We start from the raw sequence: 23,777 nt of genomic DNA, 5'->3' as shown, positions 1-23,777 counted from the left end.
GGAGTGACACAAATAAAGAAATAATGGCAATATCGCAAAGAAAGTCGTGCGCAGCATTACAATTTATTAAATGAGAGCAAGATAAAAAACGCATTTATTAGATGTATAATTAACAACTACTGGTTTTAATTTACGCTTATTTAGGTGAGGATTTAAGTGATAACGTTACAAGCTTTTATTTCGATGAAGTAAAGAAGCCCTGTTTTTATATTTTATACCAATAAAAAAAGCGGTGGTTTTCACCACCGCTTCTTGTGTTACCCACGTATTCTGTTATTCACGAAACAGTGCTTCGATGTTCAAACCTTGTGTCTGCAGAATCTCACGCAGACGACGCAATCCTTCCACCTGAATCTGACGTACGCGTTCACGGGTCAACCCGATTTCACGACCTACATCTTCCAGCGTTGCCGCTTCATAGCCTAACAGGCCGAAACGACGTGCCAGCACTTCACGCTGCTTGGCATTCAGTTCAAACAACCACTTGACGATGCTCTGTTTCATATCATCGTCTTGCGTGGTGTCTTCCGGACCGTTGTCTTTCTCATCGGCCAGGATATCCAGCAGCGCTTTTTCGGAATCGCCACCCAAAGGTGTGTCGACCGAGGTAATGCGCTCATTGAGACGCAGCATACGGCTCACGTCATCAACAGGCTTGTCTAGCTGTTCGGCAATCTCTTCAGCACTTGGCTCATGATCAAGCTTGTGCGAAAGTTCACGCGCGGTACGCAGGTAAACATTCAACTCTTTAACGATGTGGATGGGCAGACGGATGGTACGGGTTTGATTCATGATCGCCCGTTCAATTGTCTGACGAATCCACCACGTGGCGTAAGTTGAGAAACGGAACCCACGTTCTGGGTCAAACTTCTCTACGGCGCGAATCAAGCCGAGATTACCCTCTTCAATCAGATCCAGCAGCGCCAGACCACGATTGCTGTAACGACGGGCAATCTTTACTACCAAGCGTAAGTTACTTTCAATCATGCGGCGACGAGAAGGAATGTCACCCCGCAGTGCACGGCGCGCAAAGAAGACTTCTTCTTCTGCCGTCAGCAGCGGTGAATAACCAATCTCGCCGAGGTAAAGCTGCGTCGCATCCAAAACGCGTTGCGTAGCACCCTGTGACAACAGCTCTTCTTCCGCTACGTCGTTGTTATCACCAGGTTCGTTCTCAACGAGAGCCTTCTCATCAAAAACCTCAGCTCCGTTGTTTTCCTCGAATTCCGCATCTTCATGTAAATCGTTAACTTTCAGCGTATTCTGGTTCATTAGCGGCTCCTACCCGTGATCCAAGGGCAGAACCAAGGTTCTGCCGGATTATCGCTGCGGTAAATAACGCAACGGGTTTACGGATTTCCCCTTGTAACGAATTTCAAAGTGCAATCGTACTGAACTGGTACCGGTGCTACCCATGGTAGCGATTTTTTGCCCCGCCTTAACTTCCTGTTGTTCCCGGACCAGCATAGAGTCGTTGTGGGCGTAGGCGCTCAGGTAGTCATCATTGTGTTTGATGATGATTAAATTACCGTACCCACGGAGCGCGTTGCCTGCGTACACCACTCTTCCCGAAGCTGTGGCGACAACAGGTTGTCCACGCGAACCGGCGATATCGATACCTTTATTTCCGCCTTCCGCAGCGGAGAAGTTATCGATGATCTTCCCATCAGTCGGCCAACGCCAGCTTCCCACTGGAGTTGTGCTATTAGTCGTGCTGCTGACTGTAGGTGGTGCGACAACCGGAGCTGTGGTCGTTGCCACATTATTTGCTCCTTTCGACGGCAGCAATTTGCTACCCGACGAATTACCCGAATCATCAGAATACGTAATAACAGGTTGCTGTGCAACAGGGGTGGATTTAATTTGCGTCTGGCTCGGGGTAACTGGCACGCCGCCCTGAGTTGCATCAGCTACGGTGATAGCGTTTCCACCGGTGATGGTTTGTCCGTTGCCGTTGCCCACCTGCAGCGTTTGCCCGGCATTCAAGCCATACGGGGCTGCGATGTTGTTACGCTGTGCCAAATCGCGGAAATCGTTGCCGGTAATCCAGGCAATATAGAACAAGGTATCGCCACGCTTTACGGTATAGGTTTCACCGCCGTAACTACCTTTAGGAATATTCCCATAATTACGATTGTACACAATGCGACCATTTTCTGTGGCCACATTGTTATTGTCACTTACCATTCCACCTGACGGTTGCGCTGATGGTGTGCCGCCACTTAACATTCCGCCACGCGGCATCGCAGGCACAGCGCTGTTTTGCGAAGAGATCATGCCGCCACTTGGGGCTGAAGCTATACCGCTATCGCCGCTGTTACCACCAATCTGGCTAATGGGTGCCTGTGTATTATCGCCAGAACTACAGCCCGCCAGCCAAAAACCTACCAAAGAAAGTGCCGCCAAACGGCGTAATTGAAATGCTGTGCTTCCCATGCTCACTGATCCCCCGTGATGGCAACCCTGAATATAAATGTGTAACGGCGTTAACCGCATTATCCACTGCGCGTAACGTTAAAAACGGTTTTTAGCATTGATAAACAAGGATAGTAACAATATCAACTGTGCCGTGCCATGTAACAGTTGTGAAGAATTGCGTAAGGATGGCTCAGGCCAGATCGCCCTGAACCAACGGCACAAAGCGTACGGGCTCGATGATTTCTTCAATTAATTCATCGCCCTGGCGACGCAAACGCTTCAACACCTGCTGATCCTCGCCAACCGGCAGCACCATTTTGCCGCCATCACCTAATTGCGCTATCAGCAAAGTCGGAATTTCAGGCGGCGCGGCGGTCACGATAATGGCATCAAACGGGCCACGCGTCGCCCAGCCCTGCCAGCCATCACCATGTCGGGTAGAGATATTGTGCAGATCGAGTTGCTTGAGGCGGCGCTTAGCCTGCCACTGCAAGCCCTTGATGCGTTCGACGGAATAAACATGATTAACCAGATGCGCCAGAATAGCGGTCTGATAGCCAGAACCGGTGCCGATTTCCAGCACGCGCGATTCCGGCGTGAGCTCTAACAAGGCGGTCATGCGCGCCACCATGTAAGGCTGTGAAATGGTCTGGCCGTTGCCAATGGGCAGCGCGACGTTTTCCCAGGCTTTATGTTCAAACGCCTCATCGATAAAACGCTCACGCGGCACATCGGCAATGGCTTTCAGCAGGTGTTCATCATGAATGCCCTGCGCGCGCAGTTGCTCCAAAAGCGTTTCGATGCGGCGATTCACCATGCGAGTTTTACCTCTGCCTGGATCAGCCAGTCACTTAAAACCTCTTGTGCTGCATGCGCGGTCAAATCCACATGCAACGCGGTCAGCGAAACATAGCCCGCATCCACCGCAGCGAAATCGGTATCCGGACCAGCATCCAGTTTTTGCCCCGGCGGGCCAATCCAGTAAAGCGGTTGGCCGCGCGGATCTTCGGTGCAGATAACCTGATCGGCGGGATGACGACTGCCGCAGCGGGTAACGCGGAAACCTTTGATCTCCGCTAACGGCAAATCCGGCACGTTGATATTAAGAATGCGGCCAGTACGCAGCGGAGCCCGCGATAGCGCGCGTAACAGCGTACAGGTGATGGATGCGGCGGTGTCGTAATGCTGATGTCCGTTGAGCGAGACGGCGAGTGCAGGCAAGCCCAGATGGCGCCCTTCCATCGCCGCAGCGACGGTACCGGAGTAAATCACATCGTCGCCAAGATTCGGACCGGCATTGATGCCGGACACCACGATGTCGGGACGCGGCTTCATCAGCTTGTTGACGCCGAGGAACACGCAGTCAGTTGGCGTGCCCATCTGCACCGCGATATCACCATTTTCGTGCGTAAAAGTACGCAGCGGCGTTTCCAGCGTTAACGAATTTGATGCGCCGCTACGATTGCGATCGGGCGCGACAACCTGCACCTCGGCAAACTCACGTAAAGCACGCGCCAGCGTCTGAATACCCGGCGCATGAATTCCATCATCGTTACTCAGCAATATCCGCATCGTTACCTTCTTGTTGGAGAAGCTCACGCACCACGCTGGTGGCAAAACTGCCGGCGGGCAGCCAGAATTGCATCTCCAGCGTCATATCGTCCCACCATTCCCAGCGCAGATCCTTTGGCACCACCAGCATTGCACGACGCGCGGCATCAACGCGCTCGCGCTCAAGCAGTGTAATCAATTCTTCTGCGCCTGCCAGGCTCTGTTGCTCAAAAAGCAGCGCGTCACCTTGTGGACCCGGATCGCCACGACCCGGCAGCGGCGCAGTAATGCGCAGTTGGTGATTATCAACGCGCTGCTGTACGTCAGGCAACTCTTCCGCCTGCGCCACAAACCAGCTGCCGCGTCCGGCCAGCTGCACCGCATCGCCTACCTGCACCCCGTCCAGAGCGCCATCACGCTGCAAACGCGCGCTGGTCACCTGATTAAACAGATGGCTGCGGGTCGCTGACAACAGCAAACCTTTCATATTGCGATCGCGCGGACGGAATGTCTCCTTCGCCCACTGTTTCGCCTGCGTCAGGTTATTGCCGCCGCGACCAAAGCGCTGCTCACCAAAGTAGTTCGGCACCCCGCGCTGTTGAATCTGCTGCAAACGTGCGTCGACTTCACGGCGATCGGAAATCTGACGCACCACTAAGCGGAACGCATTGCCCGCCAGCGCGCCGGTACGCAGTTTACGCTTGTGGCGAATCACCTGCAGGATTTCAACGCCTTCCAGCTGGAATCCCGCCAGATTCGGCATGCCATTGCCGGGCACACGAAAACAGAGCGTTTGCTCGGTGACCGCATGACGATCTTTCATGCCGGCATAGCTGAGATCGCGCACCGGTACGCCAAGAAATTTGGCAATGGCCTCGGCGACAAAGCGCGTATTGCAGCCAATTTTACGGATGCGCACCAGCAGCTGCTCGCCTTCGCCATCGTAGGGATAGCCGAGATCTTCAATCACCACAAAATCTTCGGGATTGGCTTTGATAACGCCGGTGGCTGCGGGCACGCCGTGCAGGTAATGCAGCTCACTCATGCCTGATCGGCCTTTATCAGTAGCGCCACCGCTTCACAGGCAATGCCTTCGCCACGACCGGTAAAGCCGAGCTTTTCGGTGGTGGTGGCTTTAACGTTGACGTCGTCCATATGGCAACCGAGATCTTCGGCGATATTGACGCGCATCTGCGGCACATGCGGCAACATTTTCGGTGCCTGCGCAATGATGGTCACATCGACGTTACCGATGCGATAGCCTTTCAGCTGAATACGACGCCAGGCTTCACGCAGTAAACCGCGGCTGTCAGCGCCTTTAAACGCCGGATCGGTATCCGGGAATAATTTGCCGATATCGCCCATCGCCACCGCGCCGAGTAAAGCATCCGTCAACGCATGCAGCGCCACGTCACCATCAGAATGGGCAATAAAACCGTGTTCGAAGGGAATACGCACCCCGCCAATCACTAACGGACCTTCGCCGCCAAAAGCGTGAACGTCAAAACCGTGACCGATACGCATCATGCGCTCTCCTGTAACTGAATCTGGGTAAGGTAGAAGGCCGCCAGCGCCAGATCTTCTGGCCGCGTCACCTTAATATTGTCGCTACGTCCGCTCACCAACGCCGGGTGATAACCGCAATACTCCAGCGCCGACGCTTCATCGGTAATGGTAGCGCCTTCATGGAGTGCGCGCGTCAGGCAAGCGGTGAGCAGCTGATGCGGGAAAAATTGCGGCGTTAACGCGTGCCATAAATCCTCGCGTTCAACGGTGTGGGCAATGGCGGTTTTGCCGGGTTCGGCGCGCTTCATGGTGTCGCGCACCGGCGCGGCCAGAATCCCGCCAACCTTGCTGTATTCACGTACCGCTAACAGGCGCGCTAAATCGTCCGGATGCAGGCAAGGACGCGCGGCGTCGTGCACCAGCACCCATTCGCTGTGTTGAATGGCGTTTAAACCCGCCAGCACTGATTCGGCGCGCGTGTCGCCACCGGTCACTCTGAGAATGCGGGAATCCTGCGCCAGCGGCAGTGAATCGAACCAGCCATCATCATTACTGACCGGCACAATTACCTGTTTTACCGCAGGATGTGCCAGCAGACGTGCGACGCTGTGTTCAAGAAGGGTGAATTGACCAATGGTCAGATACTGTTTTGGGCAGGCAGCCTGCATACGGCTGCCCACACCTGCGGCGGGCACCACGGCAATCACATCCGCAAGGATCGGGCGCTTGTTCATGGCTTATCGTTGTTGATTTTGCGCAGCTTGTTGCGCGTTACGTTTGTTCTGGTCTGGCACCAGACGATAGAAAGTCTCACCGGGCTTAATCATGCCCAGTTCATTACGTGCGCGTTCTTCGATCGCTTCAGAGCCGCCATTGAGATCGTCAATTTCGGCGAATAGCTGATCGTTACGCGCTTTAAGCTTGGCGTTATTCGCCTGTTGTGACGCGACGTCTTCGTTGACGCGCGTATAGTCATGAATACCGTTCTTACCCAGCCACAGGGAATATTGAAGCCATCCCAGCAGCACGAGTAGCAGTAACGTCAGTTTTCCCATCCCCGCCCCCTGAAAAACGGCCCAATCATCCCATAACTTGACGCTGGACTCCACTGCGGCGGCGAAAATGCCGCGCACGGGCGTTTAGCCGTGCAAATAATGCCAGAGTGGGAGGCGAGACGGCAGGTAAAGTTTTGTAACCTGCCGATGCGTTTGCACATCAGCTGGGCGTTACCAACCGGAGAGAAATGAGAACAGCAGCCAGAACAAGCACACCACCACAATCGCCGTGGCGATCCCGCTCCAGAATAAGTGAGTGCGGATCATCAGGCTGAGCACGATACCAATCAGTACCGAAACCGGCAGCAGCGCGAGGAAGAATGGCCAGGTGTAGAGGAAGAAGAACAGCGTGTTGGAGCCGTAGAGCATGAACGGAATCGCCAGTGCGCACCAGTACGAGAGAAAGCCAAACACGCCGCCCGGCAGTGATGAGCGAGACTCATCCGGGGTGCGTTCATCTTTACGGGCTAGCATGGGCGTTACGTTCTGCATAGAGATCCTGTTGACGCTAAGCGCGGCAAACCCAAAGGGATTTGCCGCTGTCGGTTCAGGATCTGATGATATCGCGGTGACGCAGCAGGTCTAACAATTGGCCGGCGAGTTTTGTAACCAATTGTTCGCCATCAAGGTGGATTTCCGGGGCGTCTGGCGCCTCGTAAACGCTGTCGATGCCGGTGAAATTTCGCAGCTCACCGGCACGGGCTTTTTTGTACAAACCTTTGGGATCGCGCGCTTCGCACACCGCCAACGGCGTATCGACAAACACTTCGATAAACTGCCCTTCCGCGAGCAGATCCCGCACCATGTTGCGTTCCGCACGATGCGGCGAGATAAAGGCGGTCAACACCACTAAACCGGCATCGACCATCAGCTTCGCCACTTCGCCGACGCGGCGAATGTTCTCTTTACGATCGTCATCGCTGAAGCCGAGGTCGCGGCACAGGCCGTGACGCACGTTGTCGCCATCCAGCAGATAAGTATTCACCCCCGCCCGATGCAGCACCTGCTCCAGCGCGCCGGCCACGGTAGATTTCCCCGAGCCGGACAGCCCGGTGAACCACAGCACCACGCCTTGATGGCCGTGCTGCTGTTCGCGCTCCTCACGCGTTACCGGATGATCGTGCCACACCACGTTTTCATCGTGCTGCGCCATTACTTGCCACCCAGCAGATCGCGCGCATTCCAGTGTGGGAAGTGACGACGCACCAGCGCGTTCAGTTCCAGCTCGAAATCGCTGAACTGGCCCGCTTGCGCACGCACATCGGTCAGCGGCTGATTAATCATGCCCGCGCCAACCGTCACGTTGCTCAGGCGATCGATAAAGATCATGCCGCCGGTTACCGGATTCTGTCGATAAGCATCCAGCACCATCGGTTCGTCAAAGGTCAGTTCCACCAGACCAATGCCGTTAAGCGGCAGGCTTTCCACCGTGCGCTTCTCCAGCGAGTTGATCTCCACTTGATGGATCACTTTCTCCACGCGCGCGCGGGTTTTCTTACCGGCGATCTTCACTTCGTAACTTTGGCCCGGCTGCAGTGGCTGTTCCGCCATCCACACCACGTCGACGTTGGCAGATTGCACCGCCTGCAGTTCAGCTTCCGCATCCACCAGCAGATCGCCACGGCTGATGTCGATCTCATCTTTCAGCACCAGCGTAATTGCTTCACCGGCACCCGCTTCAGGCAGGTCGCCATCAAAGGTGACGATGCGCGAAACGGTGGACTCCACGCCTGAAGGCAGCACTTTCACGCGTTGACCGACTTTCACCACGCCCGAAGCCAGCGTACCGGCATAACCACGGAAATCGAGATTCGGACGGTTGACATACTGCACCGGGAAACGCATCGGCTGATGATCCACCACGCGGTTCAGTTCAACGGTTTCTAATACGTCGAGCAGCGTTGGGCCGCTGTACCACGGCATGGTGACACTTGGCGTTGCCACGTTATCGCCTTCCAGCGCCGACATCGGCACAAAGCGAATATCGAGATCTTCCGGCAGCTGCGCGGCAAAATCGAGGTAATCCTGTTTGATCTGCTCGAAGGTCTCTTGCTTGTACTCGACCAGATCCATCTTGTTGATGGCGACCACCAGATGCTTGATGCCTAACAGCGTGGAGATAAAGCTGTGACGACGCGTCTGATCCAGCACGCCTTTACGCGCATCGATCAGCAGGATCGCCAAATCGCAGGTCGATGCACCGGTCGCCATGTTGCGGGTGTACTGCTCGTGTCCCGGTGTGTCGGCAATAATGAATTTGCGCTTTTCGGTCGAGAAGTAGCGATACGCCACATCGATAGTGATGCCCTGCTCACGTTCGGCCTGCAAGCCATCAACCAGCAACGCCAGATCCAGCTTCTCGCCCTGGGTGCCGTGGCGTTTGCTGTCGTTGTGCAGCGAGGAGAGCTGATCTTCATAAATTTGACGCGTGTCGTGCAGCAGGCGACCAATCAAGGTACTTTTGCCGTCGTCGACGCTACCGCAAGTCAGGAAACGCAGCAGGCTTTTGTGTTGTTGCGCGGTCAGCCAGGCTTCTACGCCGCCCTGATCGGCAATCTGTTGTGCAATAACGGTATTCATCTGCGTCTCCTTAGAAATAACCCTGACGTTTCTTCATTTCCATCGAACCAGCCTGGTCGCGGTCAATCACGCGGCCCTGGCGTTCACTGGTGGTGGAGACCAGCATCTCTTCAATAATTTCCGGCAGCGTCTGCGCCTCTGATTCCACCGCGCCGGTCAGCGGCCAGCAGCCAAGGGTACGGAAACGCACCATGCGCTGCTTGATCACTTCGCCTGGCTGCAGATCGATACGGTCATCATCGATCATCATCAGCATGCCATCACGCTCCAGCACCGGACGCGGCGCGGCGAGATACAGCGGCACGATCTCGATATTCTCGAGGAAGATGTACTGCCAGATATCCAGCTCGGTCCAGTTGGAGAGCGGGAACACGCGGATGCTTTCGCCTTTGTTAATCTGGCCGTTGTAATTGTGCCACAGCTCAGGACGCTGATTCTTCGGGTCCCAGCGGTGGAAGCGATCGCGGAAGGAGTAGATACGCTCTTTCGCGCGCGACTTTTCTTCATCACGACGTGCGCCGCCAAATGCCGCATCAAAACCGTATTTGTTCAGCGCCTGCTTCAGGCCTTCGGTTTTCATGATGTCGGTGTGTTTGGCGCTGCCGTGGACGAACGGGTTGATGCCCATCGCCACGCCTTCCGGGTTGCGATGCACCAGCAGCTCCGCGCCCATCGCTTTCACGGTGCGATCGCGGAACTCGTACATTTCACGGAATTTCCAGCCGGTATCAACATGCAGCAGCGGAAACGGCAGCGTGCCCGGATAGAAGGCTTTGCGCGCCAGATGTAGCATGACCGATGAGTCTTTACCGATGGAGTACATCATCACCGGATTGCCGAACTCGGCCGCCACCTCGCGGATGATATGGATACTCTCTGCCTCCAGCTGGCGCAGATGAGTAAGTCGATTTTGGTCCATAATTTTTCCTCAAGCCAAATTGACAACGGCGGACTCGCGAGCCCCCTGCTGTGCCGAATGTTGGAACCAGGCCAATTGCCCGTGCAAATTTACGACTTCGCCAATCACTAACAGTGCTGGCGTGGGCGCGGCGGCTGCCAGCGCTTCCAGTTGTTCTAAGGTTCCGGTCAGCACCTGCTGATCCTGACGCGTACCGCGCCCAATCACCGCCACCGGTGTGGAGGCCGCGCGGCCATGTTCGATAAGCCCGGCAGCGATTTCCGCCGCTTTCACCGTGCCCATGTAAATCGCTAAGGTTTGACGTGCGCGCGCCAGCGACGGCCAATCAATGCCGTCACCATCAGCGCGGCAGTGACCGGTAATAAACAGCACGCTCTGCGCGTGGTCGCGATGGGTCAGCGGAATACCGGCATAGGCGGTTGCGCCTGCCGCTGCGGTGATGCCCGGCACCACCTGGAACGGAATGCCCGCGGCCTGCGCCGCCTGCAACTCTTCGCCACCGCGGCCAAAGATAAACGGATCGCCGCCTTTTAGCCGCACCACGCGTTTGCCCTGTTTAGCCAGCGTCACCAGCATCTGATTGGTCTCTTCCTGCGGCACCGAATGCGCACCGGCGCGTTTACCGACGCAGATGCGGTCGGCATCACGGCGCACCAGCTCAAGCACTTCGTCGCTGACCAGATGGTCATACAACACCACATCGGCCAGCTGCATCACCTGCAAGCCACGCAGCGTCAGCAAACCGCTGTCGCCCGGACCGGCGCCTACCAGCGTGATTTCACCCTGATTGTCGTTATCGTTTTCCAGCTCGTGATCCAGCGTACGGCGCGCTTCATTGACGTTGCCCGCCGCCATTTGGCTGGCGAACCGACCATTAAAAGCGCGTTCCCAGAAACGACGCCGTTCAGACATGCGGTGATAGCGCTGTTTAACCTTGTCGCGCCACTGCCCGGCCACTTCCGCCATCTGTCCGAGATTGGCCGGCAGTAAAGCTTCAATTTTTTCACGCAGCAAGCGCGCTAACACCGGCGCGGTACCGCTGGAGGAGATCGCCACCACCAACGGTGAACGATCAACAATCGACGGGAAGATAAAGCTGCATTTCGGCTGATCGTCCACCACGTTCACCAACTTGTGGCGCGCGTTGGCGGCATCAAACACCTGCGCGTTGAGCGCGTTGTCATCGGTAGCGGCAATCACAAGGAACACGCCATCCAGCTGAGCCGGATCGAAGCTGTGGGCGATCCATTCAATCGCCTCAATTTCCAGCAGCGCCTGCAGCTCATGACCGAGTTCGCGCGCGGCGACCAGCACGCGCGCGCCGGCACGCCGCAGCAGTTCTATTTTGCGCGCAGCGATTTCGCCACCGCCGACAACCAGCACCGGACGGCTTTTGAGATCGGCAAAGAGAGGCAGATAATCCACGTTAACCTTGCTAGTTTTACAATAAGTTAACGCGACTATACGTCCCGCCCTTTGGACAGATGAAATTACGAATTGGAATGAGTAGTTACCGAATGGAATAACGACCCAGGATTGCTGATAACATTTTGTGCTTAACAAATGATATTGCTGGTGTTTCGGAGCAAATCAAATTGTGCAAGCGTCGTCACAGTTTCATACTATCCCGGAATTTTTTTAGCATCACTGGATGTCAGAAAAGGACTATCACTATGTTTGCCACTCTCCGCCGCTGCGTGCTGGCAGCACTGCTTGCGGGCGGTTTGCCTTTCTTGGCTCAGGCTGCGAGCACTTCCACCGCGCCGGGGCATTTTGCCGAACAGCAGTTACGCCATATCGCCACCTATTTCCCCGGCCGCATGAGCGGCAGTCCAGCCGAGTTGCTGACTGCCGATTATCTGCAGCAGCAGTTCAGCCAGCTGGGATATCAGAGTAATACCCGCCAGTTCAAAACCAGCTATAACTGGCTGGAGAAAAAGGGCGAGAGCCGCACGCACAAAGTCACGGCCACCTCGGTGATTGCCGCGCGTGCCGGTGAAGTGCCGCAGGAGATTCTGATCGTTACGCATCTGGATACCTGGACACCGCTCAGCCGCCATGAAGCGGATAACAATCTCGGCGGCCTGCGTTTGCAGGGCGTGGACGACAATGCCTCCGGGCTGGGCGTGATGCTGGAGTTGGCACAGGCGCTCAGCAAGACGCCGCTGCACTACGGCGTGCGCTTCGTGGCGCTGAGCGCCGGTGAAGCCGGTTTGCACGGCATGGATGATTATCTGGCGCGCATGAGCGTGCAGGAAAAGAAGAACACGCTGTTGGTGATCGATCTGAATAGCCTGATCGTTGGCGATCATCTCTATTTTAATAGCGGTATCAATACGCCATCGGCGGTACGCAAGCAGACCAGCGTGCGCGCCGTGCAGCTGGCGCAGCGTTACGGCATCTCCGCCGCCAGCCACGCGATGACCGCACGCGATTATCCCGGCGTCAATCCGTTCGATAAAGCTGGCATGCCATTGCTGGATGTCACCGCCGCCAACTGGGCGCTGGGCAACAAAGATGGGCAGCAACAGCGCGCGCGCTCCAGCCACTTCCCGGCAGGCAACGTGCGCCATCAAACCGAGCGCGATAACCTCAACTATCTCGATCACTGGCTGCCAGGCCGCATCACGCAACGCACGCGTGACAGCGTGAAGATTCTGCTGCCGCTGCTAACCGAGCTCGCTAATCCGACAACCTGAGGATTCACTATGTACGTGGTATATCTGAACTATTTTCGTCCGGTAGAAGAAGTGGAAGCGTTACTCGACCCACATGTTGCGTGGCTTAACCGCTACTTTGACAGCGGCGTATTTATTGCGGCGGGACGTAAAGATCCGCGCACCAGCGGCGTGCTGCTGGTGAAGGATATTGATCGTGCGCGGCTGGACACCATTCTGGCGGAAGATCCGTTTGTGGCAGTGGCGCATTACGAAGTGACGAAAGTGAATGTGACGCGTGCGGCGGAAGAGTTTGCGGTGTTAAAAGGGATTTGATTGTGCTGGTAGTCCCCCATCCCGGCCTTCCCCCGTAAACGGGGGAAGGAGATGTTGCCACATGCACCTTCAGAACTCACATATTGCAGCATCTTCCTCCCCCATTTATGGGGGAGGACCGAGGAGGGGGACAGCAAGCACAAATTAAGGATGGGGTACAGCCAGCACTTACCACTTAACCCTCATGCAACCCGCATTCGCGCTTCAGGCCGAAGAAGCGTGTCTCTTCTTCTGCCATGCCCGGCTCCCACTTTTTGGTGGTATGCGTATCGCCCACTGACAGATAACCTTCATCCCACAGCGGATGGTATTTCAATCCGTGTTTGGTCAGATATTGATGCACCTGACGGTTATCCCAGTCAATGATCGGCAGAATCTTGAACACGCCGCGCTGCACCGCCAGCACCGGCAAGCTGGCGCGACTGCCAGATTGATCGCGGCGCAGACCAGCAAACCAGGTTTGCGCGCCCAGCGTTTCCAGCGCGCGGTTCATCGGTTCCACTTTGTTGATCTGGTTGTACTGCTCAATCCCTTCGACGCCCTGCTCCCACAGTTTGCCGTAACGTGCTTCCTGCCAGGCCGCTGACGTCTCAGCACGGAAGATCTGCAGGTTAAGATTGAGCTTGTCGGTCAGCTCATCAATGAAGCGATAGGTTTCCGGGAACAGATAACCGGTATCGGTCAGGATCACCGGAATGTCCGGCTTCTGCTGCGTCACCATATGCAGCAAAACCGCCGCCTGAATACCAAAGCTGGATGACAGCACAAATGCGCCTGGCAGATTTTCCAGCGCCCAGCTGACGCGCTCTTCTGCCGAGCGTTTCTCCAACTGTACGTTGCTTTCAGCCAGCGCCATAATGCGGTCAACTTTTGATGAACCATTCAGTGCTGCGAGATCGAGTACCGTCATACTGCCTCCGAGTCCCAGAAATCACGGGCGGGATCAACCACGGCTTTAATGATGCCGGTGCGAATCACGAAGTCGCCAAAGCCTTCATCGGCCTGACGCTCGGTTGCCCAGCGCGCCACTAGCTCATCGATGCTGGCAAGGATTTCGCCTTCGTTGATGTTCTCGCGGTACATGCGTGGGATGCGCGTACCTTCGCGGTTGCCGCCAATATGTAAGTTGTAACGGCCCGGCGCTTTGCCCACCAGACCCAACTCCGCCAGCAAAGCACGGCCACAACCATTTGGGCAACCGGTAACGCGTAACACTATGTGCTCTTCGCCGACGCCGTGCTTGTGCATGATCTCTTCCACTTTGGTGACGAACGACGGCAGGAAGCGCTCGGCTTCGGCCATCGCCAGCGGACAGGTCGGGAACGCCACACACGCCATGGAGTTCTCACGCTGCGGCGTGACCGCTTCCATCAAACCGTGTTCACGGGCGATGGCTTCGATCTGCGCTTTTTGCTTCTCCGGCACGCCAGCCACAATCAGGTTCTGGTTGGCGGTCAGGCGGAAATCGCCCTGATGCACTTTCGCAATTTCAGCAATGCCGCGTTTCAGCGGACGGCCAGGATAATCCAGCAAACGGCCGTTCTCGATGAACAGCGTCAGGTGCCATTTCTCATCGATGCCTTTCACCCAGCCAATACGGTCGCCGCGCGAAGTGAACGCATACGGACGAATCGGTTCGAAGGTCAGACCGGCACGCTTTTCCACTTCCGCTTTGAAAGTCTCTACACCGACGCGTTCCAGCGTGTACTTGGTCTTAGCATTTTTACGATCGGTACGGTTACCCCAATCGCGCTGCGTGGTGACCACCGCAGCCGCCACGTCGAGGATCTTCTCAACCGGCAGGAAGCCGAATTCGCTCGCGGTGCGCGCGTAGGTCGCTTTGTTACCATGATCAATCGACAAACCACCGCCAACCAGCAGGTTAAAGCCAATCAGCTTGCCCTTCTCGGCGATGGCGATGAAGTTCAGGTCATTGGCGTGCAGATCGACATCGTTATGCGGCGGCACCACAACCGTGGTTTTGAATTTACGCGGCAGATAGGTTTCGCCAAGAATCGGCTCTTTATCGGTGGTCGCGACCTTCTCTTTGTCCCACCAGATTTCAGCGTAAGCGCGGGTTTGCGGCAGCAGATGTTCTGACAGCTTTTTCGCCCACTCATATGCTTCCTGATGCAGCTCTGATTCCACCGGATTCGAGGTACACAGCACGTTACGGTTCACGTCGTTGGCGGTCGCCAGCGCATCCAGCCCGACTTCGTGCAGCATCTGGTGTGTCGGCTTCACGTTCTTCTTCAGAATGCCGTGAAACTGGAAAGTCTGACGGTTAGTCAAACGGATGCTGCCGTAAATGGTTTTATCGGTGGCGAACTTATCAATCGCCAGCCACTGCGTTGGCGTGATGATGCCGCCCGGCAGACGGCAGCGCAGCATCATGGCGTGACGCGGTTCGAGTTTCTGCGCAGCTCGCTCGGCACGAATATCGCGGTCATCCTGCTGGTACATGCCGTGGAAACGGATCAGCAGGAAGTTGTCGCCGGTGAAGCCGCCGGTCAGACCATCGTCGAGATCGTCGAGGATGGTGCCGCGCAGGTAGTTGCTCTGTTTTTTCAGACGCTCAGCGTCGACCAGCTTGCCTTCAACGACCAGCGGTCCAGGATGTTTTTCGCTCATTAGTAAACGTCTCGCTGATAACGGCGCTCAATGCGCAGCTCACTTAAAAATTCGTCAGCCGTTTCACGATCCATGCCGCCGTGTTCGACTACCACATCCAGTAATGCCTGCTCAACGTCTTTCGCCATACGATTGGCGTCGCCGCAGACGTAAAGGTGCGCGCCTTCCTGTAGCCAGCTCCACACCTCCGCACCTTTGGCGCGGATTTTATCTTGTACGTAAACTTTCTCGGCCTGATCGCGTGACCATGCCAGATCGATATGGGTCAGCAAGCCATCTTTGACGTACTTCTGCCACTCCACCTGATAGAGGAAATCATCGGTGAAGTGCGGGTTGCCGAAGAACAGCCAGTTTTTGCCGCCTGCGCCATCGTTGTCACGCTGCTGCATAAAGGAGCGGAACGGCGCGATGCCGGTGCCCGGACCAATCATGATCACTGGCGTTTCCGGATTAGCCGGTAAGCGGAAGTTATCGTTGTGCTCGATGAAGACGCGGATTTCGCCATCCTCTTCGATACGATCCGCTAACCAGGTTGAGGCGCCGCCCCCGCGCTGGCGACCGTCGATTTCAAAGCGCACCGCACCCACGGTGATGTGCACTTCGGTTTCGTTCTCCGCCTGTGATGAGGCGATGGAGTACAGGCGCGGCGTCAGCGGGCGCAGCAGGCCAGTTAATTGTTCGGCATTCAGTTCTGTCGGTGCCTGACGCACCATATCGACAATCGGGAAGCTCTGCGCATAGCTCTGCAGCTTCGGCTTGTCACCGGCCAGCGCCAACAGCGCATCATTGCGGGACAGCCCCGCATACTGCTCAACGATTTGTGGCGTGTTGACCGTCAGCTCGAAATGCGTTTTCAGCGCTTCGGCCAGCGGCAGATTTTTGCCCTGCACCTCTACCGGCTCATCACCTTTTAACCACACCAGCTGCAGCAGTTCCTGCACCAACGCGTCATCGTTTTCAAACCACACGCCCAGCGCATCGCCCGGCTGGTAGCGCAAGCCTGAATCGCCGAGGTCGATCTCGATGTGGCGTACATCTTTATCCGAATCGCGCCCGGTGATCTTCTGGTTAGCCGCAAAGCTGGCCACCAGCGGCTCTTCTTTGGTATACGGACTGCTGTCGACCAGATTAACGCTGCCCGCCGCCGTAACGGCGGCCTGCGCTGGCGATTGGCTCGGCACACGCGCTTTCAGAATCTCAGTGATCTGCTGACGCCACGCGTTCGCCTGATCTTTGTATTCAACATCGGCATCCACACGATCCAGCAGACGTTCTGCCCCCAGCTCAGCCAGACGCTCATCAAGGTCTTTACCGGCTTTGCTGAAAAACTCATAAGAGGTATCGCCAAGACCGAACACCGCAAACGCGGTGCCTTCAAACTTCGGCGCTTTCTTCGACAGCAGGAACTTGTGCAGCGCCACAGCTTCTTCCGGCGGCTCGCCCTCGCCTTGCGTGGAGGTCACCACCACCAGCAGCTTTTCCTGACCGATCTGCTTGAATTTGTAATCGCCGGCGTTAACCAGATTGACGCTCAGCTTGGCGGCCAGCAGGTCATCACGCAGCTGTTCAGCCAGGCGACGCGCGTTACCGGTCTGCGAGGCGGAGATCAGCGTAATGGTCGGGGTTTCTGCCTGAACCGGCGCTGGCGCGGCAACCGCACCCGGCGTCTGATTGACCATGCCCCAGAAGTAGCCGGAGAGCCAGGCCATCTGAGTGGTGTTGAAATCCGTGGTCGCCGCCTGTAAGCGCGCGAGTTGCTCCGGTGATAACGGAAGCAGTGAACCTGGTGCCTGAGTCGTCATTGCGTTAAAAATTCCAGTGTCAGAAGTCCGGATCAATATGTTGCGAAAGAATGCGTAGGTTACCGGGCTGTATATTAACGATTAAATACGCCTTCGACATATTAAATAACCAAAATGACTAAGTGGTTTTTCGGGTAAAGTTAACCAGCAAAAGTGGTAAATGAAGGCGATATGATTCAAAGAGTTAATTAGACGTTTGGCGTTGAGAAGGCGCAAAATGCCCTTTTCGTTGCCAGCGGGTGCGAAAAATCTGCAATTCAGGTAGACTTCAGCGGTTTTTAAGTCTGAGAGCCATTATGTCTACCACGTTATTTAAAGAGTTCCAGTTCGAATCTGCCCACCGCTTACCTCACGTGCCGGAAGGCCACAAATGTGGGCGTTTGCACGGCCATTCGTTCCTGGTGCGATTAGAAATTACCGGCGAAGTGGATGCGCATACCGGTTGGGTAATGGATTTTGCCGAACTGAAGGCGAAGTTTAAGCCACTGTATGAACGCCTCGATCATCACTATCTGAATGACATCCCGGGTTTAGAAAACCCGACCAGTGAAGTGCTGGCGAAATGGATTTGGGATCAGATGAAGCCGATTCTGCCAGAATTGAGCGCGGTGATGATTAAAGAGACCTGCACCGCCGGCTGCGTTTACAAAGGTTAATTGTGTTTTCGGGCTGCGCCAGTGCAGCCTGACTTTCCTGCTGTACGCTTCTTTACTTACCTTTCATCCCACTGTCATCTGCCGCCTCTAAGTTGTTGTCTCCTTCATTAAAGATCAAGAGAATCAACAATGAATCTGGTAAAACGCCTTTCCCTGATTGCAGTTTTTGTTTCCGCCTCTGCCGCCGTTCAGGCGCAAAATATTCTCGATTTTCCGCAACCGGATAAAGTGCCGGATGAGTTCTTTGCCGTAACCGAAATTCCAGCGGGCGGCATGATCAAATATGAAACCGACGCCAAAACCGGCTTTATTTTTGCCGACCGTTTCCAGTCAATGCCGGTTGCCTATCCTGCAAACTATGGCTCGCTGACGCAGTCGCTGGCGGGAGATGGCGATCCGCTGGATGTGATTTTCTATACCCGCGCGCCGCTACAACCAGGCACACTGATCAAACTCCGTCCGATTGGCGTGCTGAAAATGATTGATGGCGGCGAAAAGGACGACAAAATCGTCGCCGTGCCAACCAGCAAAATCGACCCGACCTATGACGAAATTAAAGAGATGAGCGACCTGCCGAAGATCGAGCAAGAGCGTTTGCAGTCATTCTTCCGCGTGTATAAGCAATTGCCGGATGGTCGGAAGAAAGTTGAGCTAAATGGTTTTGAAGATGCGGCGAAAGCCAAAACTGAAATCAAACAGGCGTTTGATGCGTACAAAGCGAAATAGTAAGTTTGCGGTCGCCATGAATGGCGACCCTACAATTTAGGCGATATTCAAATATTTGTGCGTCTGCATCGAAAGCCGCCAGTTGCGGGCGATACAGGTTTCAATACAGAGCTTGGTGGCCGCATCGCCGCGACTGATCGGTTGCAGCGCCACAATGCGCTTTTTCTCGTCGTGCAATCCCGCCAGCAATTCATCTAACGCTTCCACATCACGCTCACGCGCCACCGGATGCTTGATTTCATCTGCGCGCTGCAATGCCTGCGGCAATACGTCGTAGCCACCGCGCATGTTCACCTTGGGTGAAACTGTCACCCAGGTCGCGTCAGAACACTGCACGTCATGCGTGCCGCTGGTTTCGATCTGGCAGGCAAATCCCGCCGCTTCTAGTTGTTCCGTCAAAGGGCGCAGATCAAAAATCGCAGGTTCGCCGCCGGTAATCACCACATGACGTGCGGTCCAACCCTGACGTTGAATGGTGTCGATCAGCATCGCCGCATCGGCGCTGCCCCACGCATCGCTTTCCACGGTTTTAACCAGAATATCGCCGAGCGAGGTCTCCCGATCCGCCCGCTTTTCCCAGGTATGTTTGGTATCACACCAGCTACAGCCCACCGGACATCCTTGTAAGCGGATGAACAGCGCCGGAACACCGGTGTAAAAACCTTCGCCCTGCAGCGTCTGGAACATTTCGTTAATCGGGTAGAACATTTTTCACTCACGTCTAAAATTTGAGGCGCAGATTATGGCAGATCTTGCGCGCTGAGTAACAGCTGCTTCGTGCCAAATAAAAGCAAAAGCCCCGCACAAGGCGGGGCTCTATTCAGACGATGCCGCCCGCAGGCAGCATACTCAGGCGATTACGCCTGGCCTTTAACTTCTTTCAGACCGTTGAACGGTGCTTTGCTGCCCAGCGCTTCTTCGATACGAATCAGCTGGTTGTACTTAGCAACACGGTCAGAACGGCTCATAGAACCGGTTTTGATCTGGCCAGCTGCAGTACCTACCGCCAGGTCAGCGATGGTTGCATCTTCGGTTTCACCTGAACGGTGTGAAATCACCGCAGTGTAACCCGCATCTTTCGCCATCTTGATTGCAGCCAGAGTTTCGGTCAGTGAACCGATCTGGTTGAATTTGATCAGGATGGAGTTAGCGATGCCTTTATCGATACCTTCTTTCAGGATCTTGGTGTTGGTTACGAACAGGTCGTCACCTACCAGCTGGAGTTTGTCGCCCAGCACTTTGGTCTGGTAGGCGAAACCAGTCCAGTCAGATTCGTCCAGACCATCTTCGATAGAAACGATTGGATACTGATTAGCCAGATCTTCCAGGAAGTGCGTGAACTCTTCTGAAGTGAAGGCTTTGTTGCCTTCGCCAGCCAGCACATATTTGCCGTCTTTGTAGAATTCAGATGCTGCGCAGTCCATCGCCAGGGTGATGTCTTTGCCCAGCTCGTAGCCTGCTGCTTTTACCGCTTCAGCGATAACAGCCAGCGCTTCGGCGTTAGAACCCAGGTTTGGCGCGTAGCCACCTTCGTCGCCAACAGCGGTGCTCATGCCTTTCGACTTCAGCACTTTCGCCAGGTGATGGAAGACTTCAGAACCCATGCGAATCGCTTCTTTCAGGGTTGGCGCGCCAACTGGCTGAATCATGAATTCCTGGATATCGACGTTGTTGTCGGCGTGCTCACCACCGTTGATGATGTTCATCATTGGCAGTGGCATAGAGTATTTGCCTGGGGTGCCGTTCAGTTCAGCGATGTGAGCGTACAGCGGCAGGCCTTTAGAGGCAGCAGCAGCTTTCGCAGCAGCCAGTGAAACCGCCAGAATGGCGTTAGCACCGAAGTTAGATTTGTTCTCAGTACCGTCCAGCTCGATCATGATCTTATCGATGTTCGCCTGGTCTTTGGCATCTTTACCGGTTACCGCGTTAGCGATTGGACCGTTAACAGCCGCAACCGCTTTGGTTACGCCTTTGCCCAGGAAACGAGATTTGTCACCGTCACGCAGCTCCAGTGCTTCGCGAGAACCGGTTGATGCACCTGATGGCGCAGCAGCCAGACCAACGAAACCGCCTTCCAGATGCACTTCTGCTTCTACAGTTGGGTTGCCACGGGAGTCGATGATTTCGCGACCGATGACTTTTACGATTTTGGACATTCGATTTTCCTCAGTACAAGTTAGTCAATCCTAAGACAAACAACGCGCGAAAAGTTCGCGCGTTGTTCGTGAAACTTACTTCGCTAAACGCTTCTGGTGTTCCTGCGCGGCTTTCACAAAGCCAGCGAACAGCGGATGACCATCGCGTGGGGTCGACGTGAATTCCGGGTGGAACTGACAGGCAACAAACCACGGGTGGTTCGGGATCTCAATGATCTCAACCAGCTGATCGTCGCCAGAACGACCGGCAATATGCAGACCCGCCGCTTCAATCGGCTTCAGCAACATATTGTTTACTTCGTAACGATGACGGTGGCGCTCGGTAATGATTTCAGAACCGTACAACTGACGCACTTTGCTTTCCGGCGTCAACTGGCACTGCTGGCTGCCCAGACGCATGGTGCCGCCCAGATCGCTCTGCTCAGTACGCTGCTCAACGTTGCCCTCTTCGTCACGCCATTCGGTGATAAGCGCAACCACCGGATACTTACAGTCTGGCACAAATTCCGTAGAGTTCGCGCCTTCCATACCGGCAACGTTGCGGGCAAATTCCATCAGCGCAACCTGCATGCCAAGGCAAATCCCCAGGTAAGGCACGTTGTTCTCACGGGCGTATTGCGCCGTCATCATTTTGCCTTCCACACCGCGGTAGCCGAAGCCGCCAGGGATCAGAATAGCATCCAGATCTTTCAGTAATTCGACACCGCGCGTTTCAACATCCTGCGAGTCGATCAGTTTGATGTTCACGGTAACGCGATTTTTCAGGCCGCCGTGTTTCAACGCTTCAATCACTGATTTGTACGCATCCGGCAGTTCGACATATTTGCCGACCATACCGATGGTCACTTCGCCGCCCGGATTGGCTTCTTCGTAAATCACCTGCTCCCATTCGGCCAGGTTCGCTTCCGGCGCGTTCAGATTGAAACGCTTGCAGATGTAATCATCCAGACCTTGCGATTTCAGCATGCCTGGAATCTTATAAATGGAATCCACATCTTTCAGGGAAATAACCGCTTTTTCTGGCACGTTACAGAACAGCGCGATTTTAGCGCGCTCGTTCGCCGGCACAGCGCGGTCAGAACGGCAGATCAGCACGTCTGGCTGAATCCCGATCGACAGCAGCTCTTTCACTGAATGCTGGGTTGGCTTGGTTTTCACTTCGCCTGCGGCCGCCATATACGGCACCAGCGTCAGGTGCATATACATGGTGTGTTCACGACCGACATCGACCGCCATCTGGCGAATCGCTTCGAGGAACGGCAGAGATTCGATATCACCCACGGTACCGCCGATCTCAACCAGAACGACGTCATGACCTTCGCCGCCTTCAATGATGCGTTCTTTGATGGCGTTGGTGATGTGCGGGATAACCTGAATCGTAGCGCCCAGATAGTCACCGCGACGCTCTTTGCGCAGCACTTCTGAGTAGATACGACCGGTAGTAAAGTTGTTGCGGCGCGACATTTTAGTGCGGATGAAGCGCTCGTAGTGACCTAAATCCAGATCGGTTTCGGCCCCATCATCGGTAACAAATACTTCACCGTGCTGCGTTGGGCTCATGGTACCCGGATCGACGTTGATGTACGGATCGAGTTTCATGATGGTCACATTCAGACCACGTGCTTCAAGGATAGCTGCGAGGGAGGCTGCGGCAATGCCTTTGCCCAGAGAGGAAACGACCCCGCCGGTCACAAAAATATAATTCGTTGTCATGCTGAACCTGAGAGTTTAGGTTTAAAGACGGTGGAATAACCAAGACGGGAAAATAGTATACTTGAAGTCGTCTTAAGCCACAATTGATGAATCACACCATCGTCCTCCACAGGTAAGCCGGTAACATAGCGGATAGCATGGTGCGAAATGTTGATGTACGTCACAAAGTCACCGCAAGGCTGAATCGAGTAAGCTCAAGCGGCGAATTTATGCGCAGTGCTGGAATAATCGCCAGATTCGCTTACTGCTTGTTCTCCAACAATTTCACCTGCTGCCAGGCGGCTTCCATTTGATCCAGGGTGGCATCGCTCATCGCTAAACCTTGTGAGGCGATAATGGCTTCAACCTGACGGAAGCGGCGCTCAAACTTATCGTTGGCTTTCTGCAACGCGACTTCCGCTTTGCTGCCTAAATGGCGTGATAAATTGACGGTAGCGAACAGTAAATCACCGATCTCCTCTTCCAGCTTGTCGTTATCCACCACCGCTTGCTGCGCTTCGTGCATCACTTCGTCGATCTCTTCATGCACTTTATCCAGCACCGGACCGAGATTATTCCAGTCGAAGCCCACCGTGCTGCAACGCTTCTGAATTTTGTGCGCGCGCATCAATGCCGGCAGCGCTTTAGGGATGTCATCTAACGCAGAGTGCTGCGATTTTTCCGCGCGCTCGCTGTGTTTGATCGCTTCCCAGTTTTGCAGCACTTCTTCGCTGGTTTCGGCCTGAACATCACCAAAAATGTGTGGATGACGGCGCTCAAGTTTGTCGCTGATGGCGTTGCAGACGTCGTCAAAGTTAAAGCGCTTCTGCTCATCGGCCATCTGTGCGTAAAACACCACCTGAAACAGCAGATCGCCAAGTTCACCGCGCAGATCGGCAAAATCTTCGCGCTGAATGGCATCGATCACTTCGTAGGTTTCTTCCAGCGTATAAGGCGCGATCGAGGCGAAGGTTTGCTGACGATCCCACGGGCAGCCGCGCTCCGGGTCGCGCAAGATTTGCATGATGGTGAGCAGGCGGTTTAAGGGCGTCATGATTAGATCCTTGGGGAAATTTAGGGAGAGAATGCGCC

The 23,777-nt window shown here is 55.1% G+C and carries 24 protein-coding genes; 4 read left to right on the top strand and 20 right to left on the bottom strand.

Going from position 1 to position 23,777, the window contains the following annotated elements:
• Positions 1-273: 273 nt before the first annotated feature.
• The 13 genes from rpoS to cysG form a co-directional block, all read right to left on the bottom strand.
• Positions 274-1,272 carry an RNA polymerase sigma factor RpoS gene (gene rpoS / locus PanJK_RS10165; RefSeq protein WP_007893257.1) on the bottom strand — a complete coding sequence of 333 codons (999 nt, stop codon included), beginning with the start codon at positions 1,270-1,272 and terminating at the stop codon, positions 274-276.
• Between the two features lie 48 nt (positions 1,273-1,320).
• Positions 1,321-2,436: a murein hydrolase activator NlpD gene (gene nlpD, locus PanJK_RS10160; RefSeq protein WP_256697212.1), complete on the bottom strand. Its 1,116-nt coding sequence runs from the start codon at positions 2,434-2,436 to the stop codon at positions 1,321-1,323.
• Between the two features lie 172 nt (positions 2,437-2,608).
• Positions 2,609-3,235 (bottom strand): protein-L-isoaspartate(D-aspartate) O-methyltransferase, encoded by a 627-nt coding sequence (locus PanJK_RS10155; protein WP_008104533.1) that lies wholly within the window; start codon positions 3,233-3,235, stop codon positions 2,609-2,611.
• Positions 3,229-3,990 carry a 5'/3'-nucleotidase SurE gene (surE, locus tag PanJK_RS10150; RefSeq protein WP_265299414.1) on the bottom strand — a complete coding sequence of 254 codons (762 nt, stop codon included), beginning with the start codon at positions 3,988-3,990 and terminating at the stop codon, positions 3,229-3,231. The genes PanJK_RS10155 and surE overlap by 7 nt, the downstream gene beginning before the upstream one ends.
• Entirely contained in the window at positions 3,971-5,014 is a 1,044-nt protein-coding gene (gene truD / locus PanJK_RS10145) for a tRNA pseudouridine(13) synthase TruD (RefSeq protein ID WP_265299412.1), read from the bottom strand. Before truD ends, surE begins: the two co-directional genes overlap by 20 nt.
• Positions 5,011-5,493 carry a 2-C-methyl-D-erythritol 2,4-cyclodiphosphate synthase gene (gene ispF / locus PanJK_RS10140; protein WP_061719965.1) on the bottom strand — a complete coding sequence of 161 codons (483 nt, stop codon included), beginning with the start codon at positions 5,491-5,493 and terminating at the stop codon, positions 5,011-5,013. The genes truD and ispF overlap by 4 nt, the downstream gene beginning before the upstream one ends.
• Positions 5,493-6,209: a 2-C-methyl-D-erythritol 4-phosphate cytidylyltransferase gene (gene ispD / locus PanJK_RS10135; protein WP_061719932.1), complete on the bottom strand. Its 717-nt coding sequence runs from the start codon at positions 6,207-6,209 to the stop codon at positions 5,493-5,495. Before ispD ends, ispF begins: the two co-directional genes overlap by 1 nt.
• Before the next feature lie 3 nt (positions 6,210-6,212).
• Entirely contained in the window at positions 6,213-6,530 is a 318-nt protein-coding gene (gene ftsB / locus PanJK_RS10130) for a cell division protein FtsB (RefSeq protein WP_007893240.1), read from the bottom strand.
• A 171-nt stretch (positions 6,531-6,701) separates the two neighbouring features.
• Positions 6,702-7,022: a DUF3561 family protein gene (locus PanJK_RS10125; protein WP_101762603.1), complete on the bottom strand. Its 321-nt coding sequence runs from the start codon at positions 7,020-7,022 to the stop codon at positions 6,702-6,704.
• 55 nt (positions 7,023-7,077) lie between these two features.
• Positions 7,078-7,683 carry an adenylyl-sulfate kinase gene (gene cysC / locus PanJK_RS10120; protein ID WP_154192311.1) on the bottom strand — a complete coding sequence of 202 codons (606 nt, stop codon included), beginning with the start codon at positions 7,681-7,683 and terminating at the stop codon, positions 7,078-7,080.
• Positions 7,683-9,110, bottom strand: a complete 1,428-nt coding sequence (gene cysN, locus PanJK_RS10115) for a sulfate adenylyltransferase subunit CysN (protein WP_265299400.1) — start codon at positions 9,108-9,110, stop codon at positions 7,683-7,685. Before cysN ends, cysC begins: the two co-directional genes overlap by 1 nt.
• A 10-nt stretch (positions 9,111-9,120) precedes the next feature.
• Positions 9,121-10,029: a sulfate adenylyltransferase subunit CysD gene (cysD, locus tag PanJK_RS10110; protein WP_265299398.1), complete on the bottom strand. Its 909-nt coding sequence runs from the start codon at positions 10,027-10,029 to the stop codon at positions 9,121-9,123.
• Positions 10,030-10,038: 9 nt separating this feature from the next.
• The gene (gene cysG / locus PanJK_RS10105) at positions 10,039-11,454 is read right to left on the bottom strand and encodes a siroheme synthase CysG (protein ID WP_256697218.1); all 1,416 of its coding nucleotides are present in this window, start codon (positions 11,452-11,454) and stop codon (positions 10,039-10,041) included.
• 248 nt (positions 11,455-11,702) lie between these two features.
• Here cysG and PanJK_RS10100 point away from each other — a divergent pair, with 248 nt between their 5' ends.
• Together PanJK_RS10100 and PanJK_RS10095 are read left to right on the top strand one after the other, a co-directional pair.
• Entirely contained in the window at positions 11,703-12,728 is a 1,026-nt protein-coding gene (locus tag PanJK_RS10100) for an aminopeptidase (RefSeq protein ID WP_265299395.1), read from the top strand.
• A 9-nt stretch (positions 12,729-12,737) separates the two neighbouring features.
• Positions 12,738-13,022 carry a YciI family protein gene (locus PanJK_RS10095; protein WP_265299393.1) on the top strand — a complete coding sequence of 95 codons (285 nt, stop codon included), beginning with the start codon at positions 12,738-12,740 and terminating at the stop codon, positions 13,020-13,022.
• Between the two features lie 175 nt (positions 13,023-13,197).
• Here the strand turns inward: PanJK_RS10095 and PanJK_RS10090 are convergent, their stop codons facing one another.
• The 3 genes from PanJK_RS10090 to cysJ are packed head-to-tail and all read right to left on the bottom strand — an operon-like array spanning position 13,198 to position 17,455.
• A complete protein-coding gene (locus tag PanJK_RS10090; RefSeq protein WP_265299391.1) occupies positions 13,198-13,932 on the bottom strand; it encodes a phosphoadenylyl-sulfate reductase in 735 nt (244 codons plus the stop codon).
• A complete protein-coding gene (gene cysI, locus PanJK_RS10085) occupies positions 13,929-15,653 on the bottom strand; it encodes an assimilatory sulfite reductase (NADPH) hemoprotein subunit (protein WP_256697221.1) in 1,725 nt (574 codons plus the stop codon). The genes PanJK_RS10090 and cysI overlap by 4 nt, the downstream gene beginning before the upstream one ends.
• Positions 15,653-17,455 (bottom strand): NADPH-dependent assimilatory sulfite reductase flavoprotein subunit, encoded by a 1,803-nt coding sequence (cysJ, locus tag PanJK_RS10080; protein WP_265299388.1) that lies wholly within the window; start codon positions 17,453-17,455, stop codon positions 15,653-15,655. Before cysJ ends, cysI begins: the two co-directional genes overlap by 1 nt.
• 293 nt (positions 17,456-17,748) lie before the next feature.
• On the opposite strand from cysJ, the gene queD reads away from it, so the two are divergent.
• Together queD and PanJK_RS10070 are read left to right on the top strand one after the other, a co-directional pair.
• The gene (gene queD, locus PanJK_RS10075; RefSeq protein WP_256698444.1) at positions 17,749-18,111 is read left to right on the top strand and encodes a 6-carboxytetrahydropterin synthase QueD; all 363 of its coding nucleotides are present in this window, start codon (positions 17,749-17,751) and stop codon (positions 18,109-18,111) included.
• A gap of 129 nt (positions 18,112-18,240) precedes the next feature.
• Entirely contained in the window at positions 18,241-18,837 is a 597-nt protein-coding gene (locus tag PanJK_RS10070; protein ID WP_265299386.1) for an inorganic diphosphatase, read from the top strand.
• A gap of 36 nt (positions 18,838-18,873) precedes the next feature.
• Here PanJK_RS10070 and queE read toward each other — a convergent pair whose 3' ends face one another.
• From queE to mazG, 4 genes are all read right to left on the bottom strand, one after another.
• Positions 18,874-19,545, bottom strand: coding sequence for a 7-carboxy-7-deazaguanine synthase QueE (queE, locus tag PanJK_RS10065; protein WP_256697226.1), 672 nt, complete (start codon positions 19,543-19,545; stop codon positions 18,874-18,876).
• A 149-nt stretch (positions 19,546-19,694) separates the two neighbouring features.
• Positions 19,695-20,993, bottom strand: a complete 1,299-nt coding sequence (gene eno / locus PanJK_RS10060; RefSeq protein WP_265299384.1) for a phosphopyruvate hydratase — start codon at positions 20,991-20,993, stop codon at positions 19,695-19,697.
• 75 nt (positions 20,994-21,068) lie between these two features.
• Positions 21,069-22,706 (bottom strand): glutamine hydrolyzing CTP synthase, encoded by a 1,638-nt coding sequence (gene pyrG / locus PanJK_RS10055; protein WP_007891723.1) that lies wholly within the window; start codon positions 22,704-22,706, stop codon positions 21,069-21,071.
• A gap of 241 nt (positions 22,707-22,947) precedes the next feature.
• Positions 22,948-23,739, bottom strand: a complete 792-nt coding sequence (gene mazG / locus PanJK_RS10050) for a nucleoside triphosphate pyrophosphohydrolase (RefSeq protein WP_265299380.1) — start codon at positions 23,737-23,739, stop codon at positions 22,948-22,950.
• Positions 23,740-23,777: the final 38 nt, after the last annotated feature.

The sequence above is a fragment of the Pantoea sp. JK genome, from assembly GCF_026130245.1.
Classification (GTDB): Bacteria; Pseudomonadota; Gammaproteobacteria; order Enterobacterales; family Enterobacteriaceae; genus Pantoea; species Pantoea trifolii.
The sequence above is the reverse complement of the archived record's forward strand: the minus strand, read 5'-3'. Positions and strand labels throughout refer to the sequence as shown.

Coding starts and splice junctions, on each gene's coding strand:
- rpoS (WP_007893257.1), bottom strand. CDS start 1,272: ATGAACCAGAATACGCTGAAAGTTAACGATTTACATGAAGATGCGGAA.
- nlpD (WP_256697212.1), bottom strand. CDS start 2,436: ATGGGAAGCACAGCATTTCAATTACGCCGTTTGGCGGCACTTTCTTTG.
- PanJK_RS10155 (WP_008104533.1), bottom strand. CDS start 3,235: ATGGTGAATCGCCGCATCGAAACGCTTTTGGAGCAACTGCGCGCGCAG.
- surE (WP_265299414.1), bottom strand. CDS start 3,990: ATGCGGATATTGCTGAGTAACGATGATGGAATTCATGCGCCGGGTATT.
- truD (WP_265299412.1), bottom strand. CDS start 5,014: ATGAGTGAGCTGCATTACCTGCACGGCGTGCCCGCAGCCACCGGCGTT.
- ispF (WP_061719965.1), bottom strand. CDS start 5,493: ATGCGTATCGGTCACGGTTTTGACGTTCACGCTTTTGGCGGCGAAGGT.
- ispD (WP_061719932.1), bottom strand. CDS start 6,209: ATGAACAAGCGCCCGATCCTTGCGGATGTGATTGCCGTGGTGCCCGCC.
- ftsB (WP_007893240.1), bottom strand. CDS start 6,530: ATGGGAAAACTGACGTTACTGCTACTCGTGCTGCTGGGATGGCTTCAA.
- PanJK_RS10125 (WP_101762603.1), bottom strand. CDS start 7,022: ATGCAGAACGTAACGCCCATGCTAGCCCGTAAAGATGAACGCACCCCG.
- cysC (WP_154192311.1), bottom strand. CDS start 7,683: ATGGCGCAGCACGATGAAAACGTGGTGTGGCACGATCATCCGGTAACG.
- cysN (WP_265299400.1), bottom strand. CDS start 9,110: ATGAATACCGTTATTGCACAACAGATTGCCGATCAGGGCGGCGTAGAA.
- cysD (WP_265299398.1), bottom strand. CDS start 10,029: ATGGACCAAAATCGACTTACTCATCTGCGCCAGCTGGAGGCAGAGAGT.
- PanJK_RS10100 (WP_265299395.1), top strand. CDS start 11,703: ATGTTTGCCACTCTCCGCCGCTGCGTGCTGGCAGCACTGCTTGCGGGC.
- PanJK_RS10095 (WP_265299393.1), top strand. CDS start 12,738: ATGTACGTGGTATATCTGAACTATTTTCGTCCGGTAGAAGAAGTGGAA.
- PanJK_RS10090 (WP_265299391.1), bottom strand. CDS start 13,932: ATGACGGTACTCGATCTCGCAGCACTGAATGGTTCATCAAAAGTTGAC.
- cysI (WP_256697221.1), bottom strand. CDS start 15,653: ATGAGCGAAAAACATCCTGGACCGCTGGTCGTTGAAGGCAAGCTGGTC.
- cysJ (WP_265299388.1), bottom strand. CDS start 17,455: ATGACGACTCAGGCACCAGGTTCACTGCTTCCGTTATCACCGGAGCAA.
- PanJK_RS10070 (WP_265299386.1), top strand. CDS start 18,241: ATGAATCTGGTAAAACGCCTTTCCCTGATTGCAGTTTTTGTTTCCGCC.
- queE (WP_256697226.1), bottom strand. CDS start 19,545: ATGTTCTACCCGATTAACGAAATGTTCCAGACGCTGCAGGGCGAAGGT.
- eno (WP_265299384.1), bottom strand. CDS start 20,993: ATGTCCAAAATCGTAAAAGTCATCGGTCGCGAAATCATCGACTCCCGT.
- pyrG (WP_007891723.1), bottom strand. CDS start 22,706: ATGACAACGAATTATATTTTTGTGACCGGCGGGGTCGTTTCCTCTCTG.
- mazG (WP_265299380.1), bottom strand. CDS start 23,739: ATGACGCCCTTAAACCGCCTGCTCACCATCATGCAAATCTTGCGCGAC.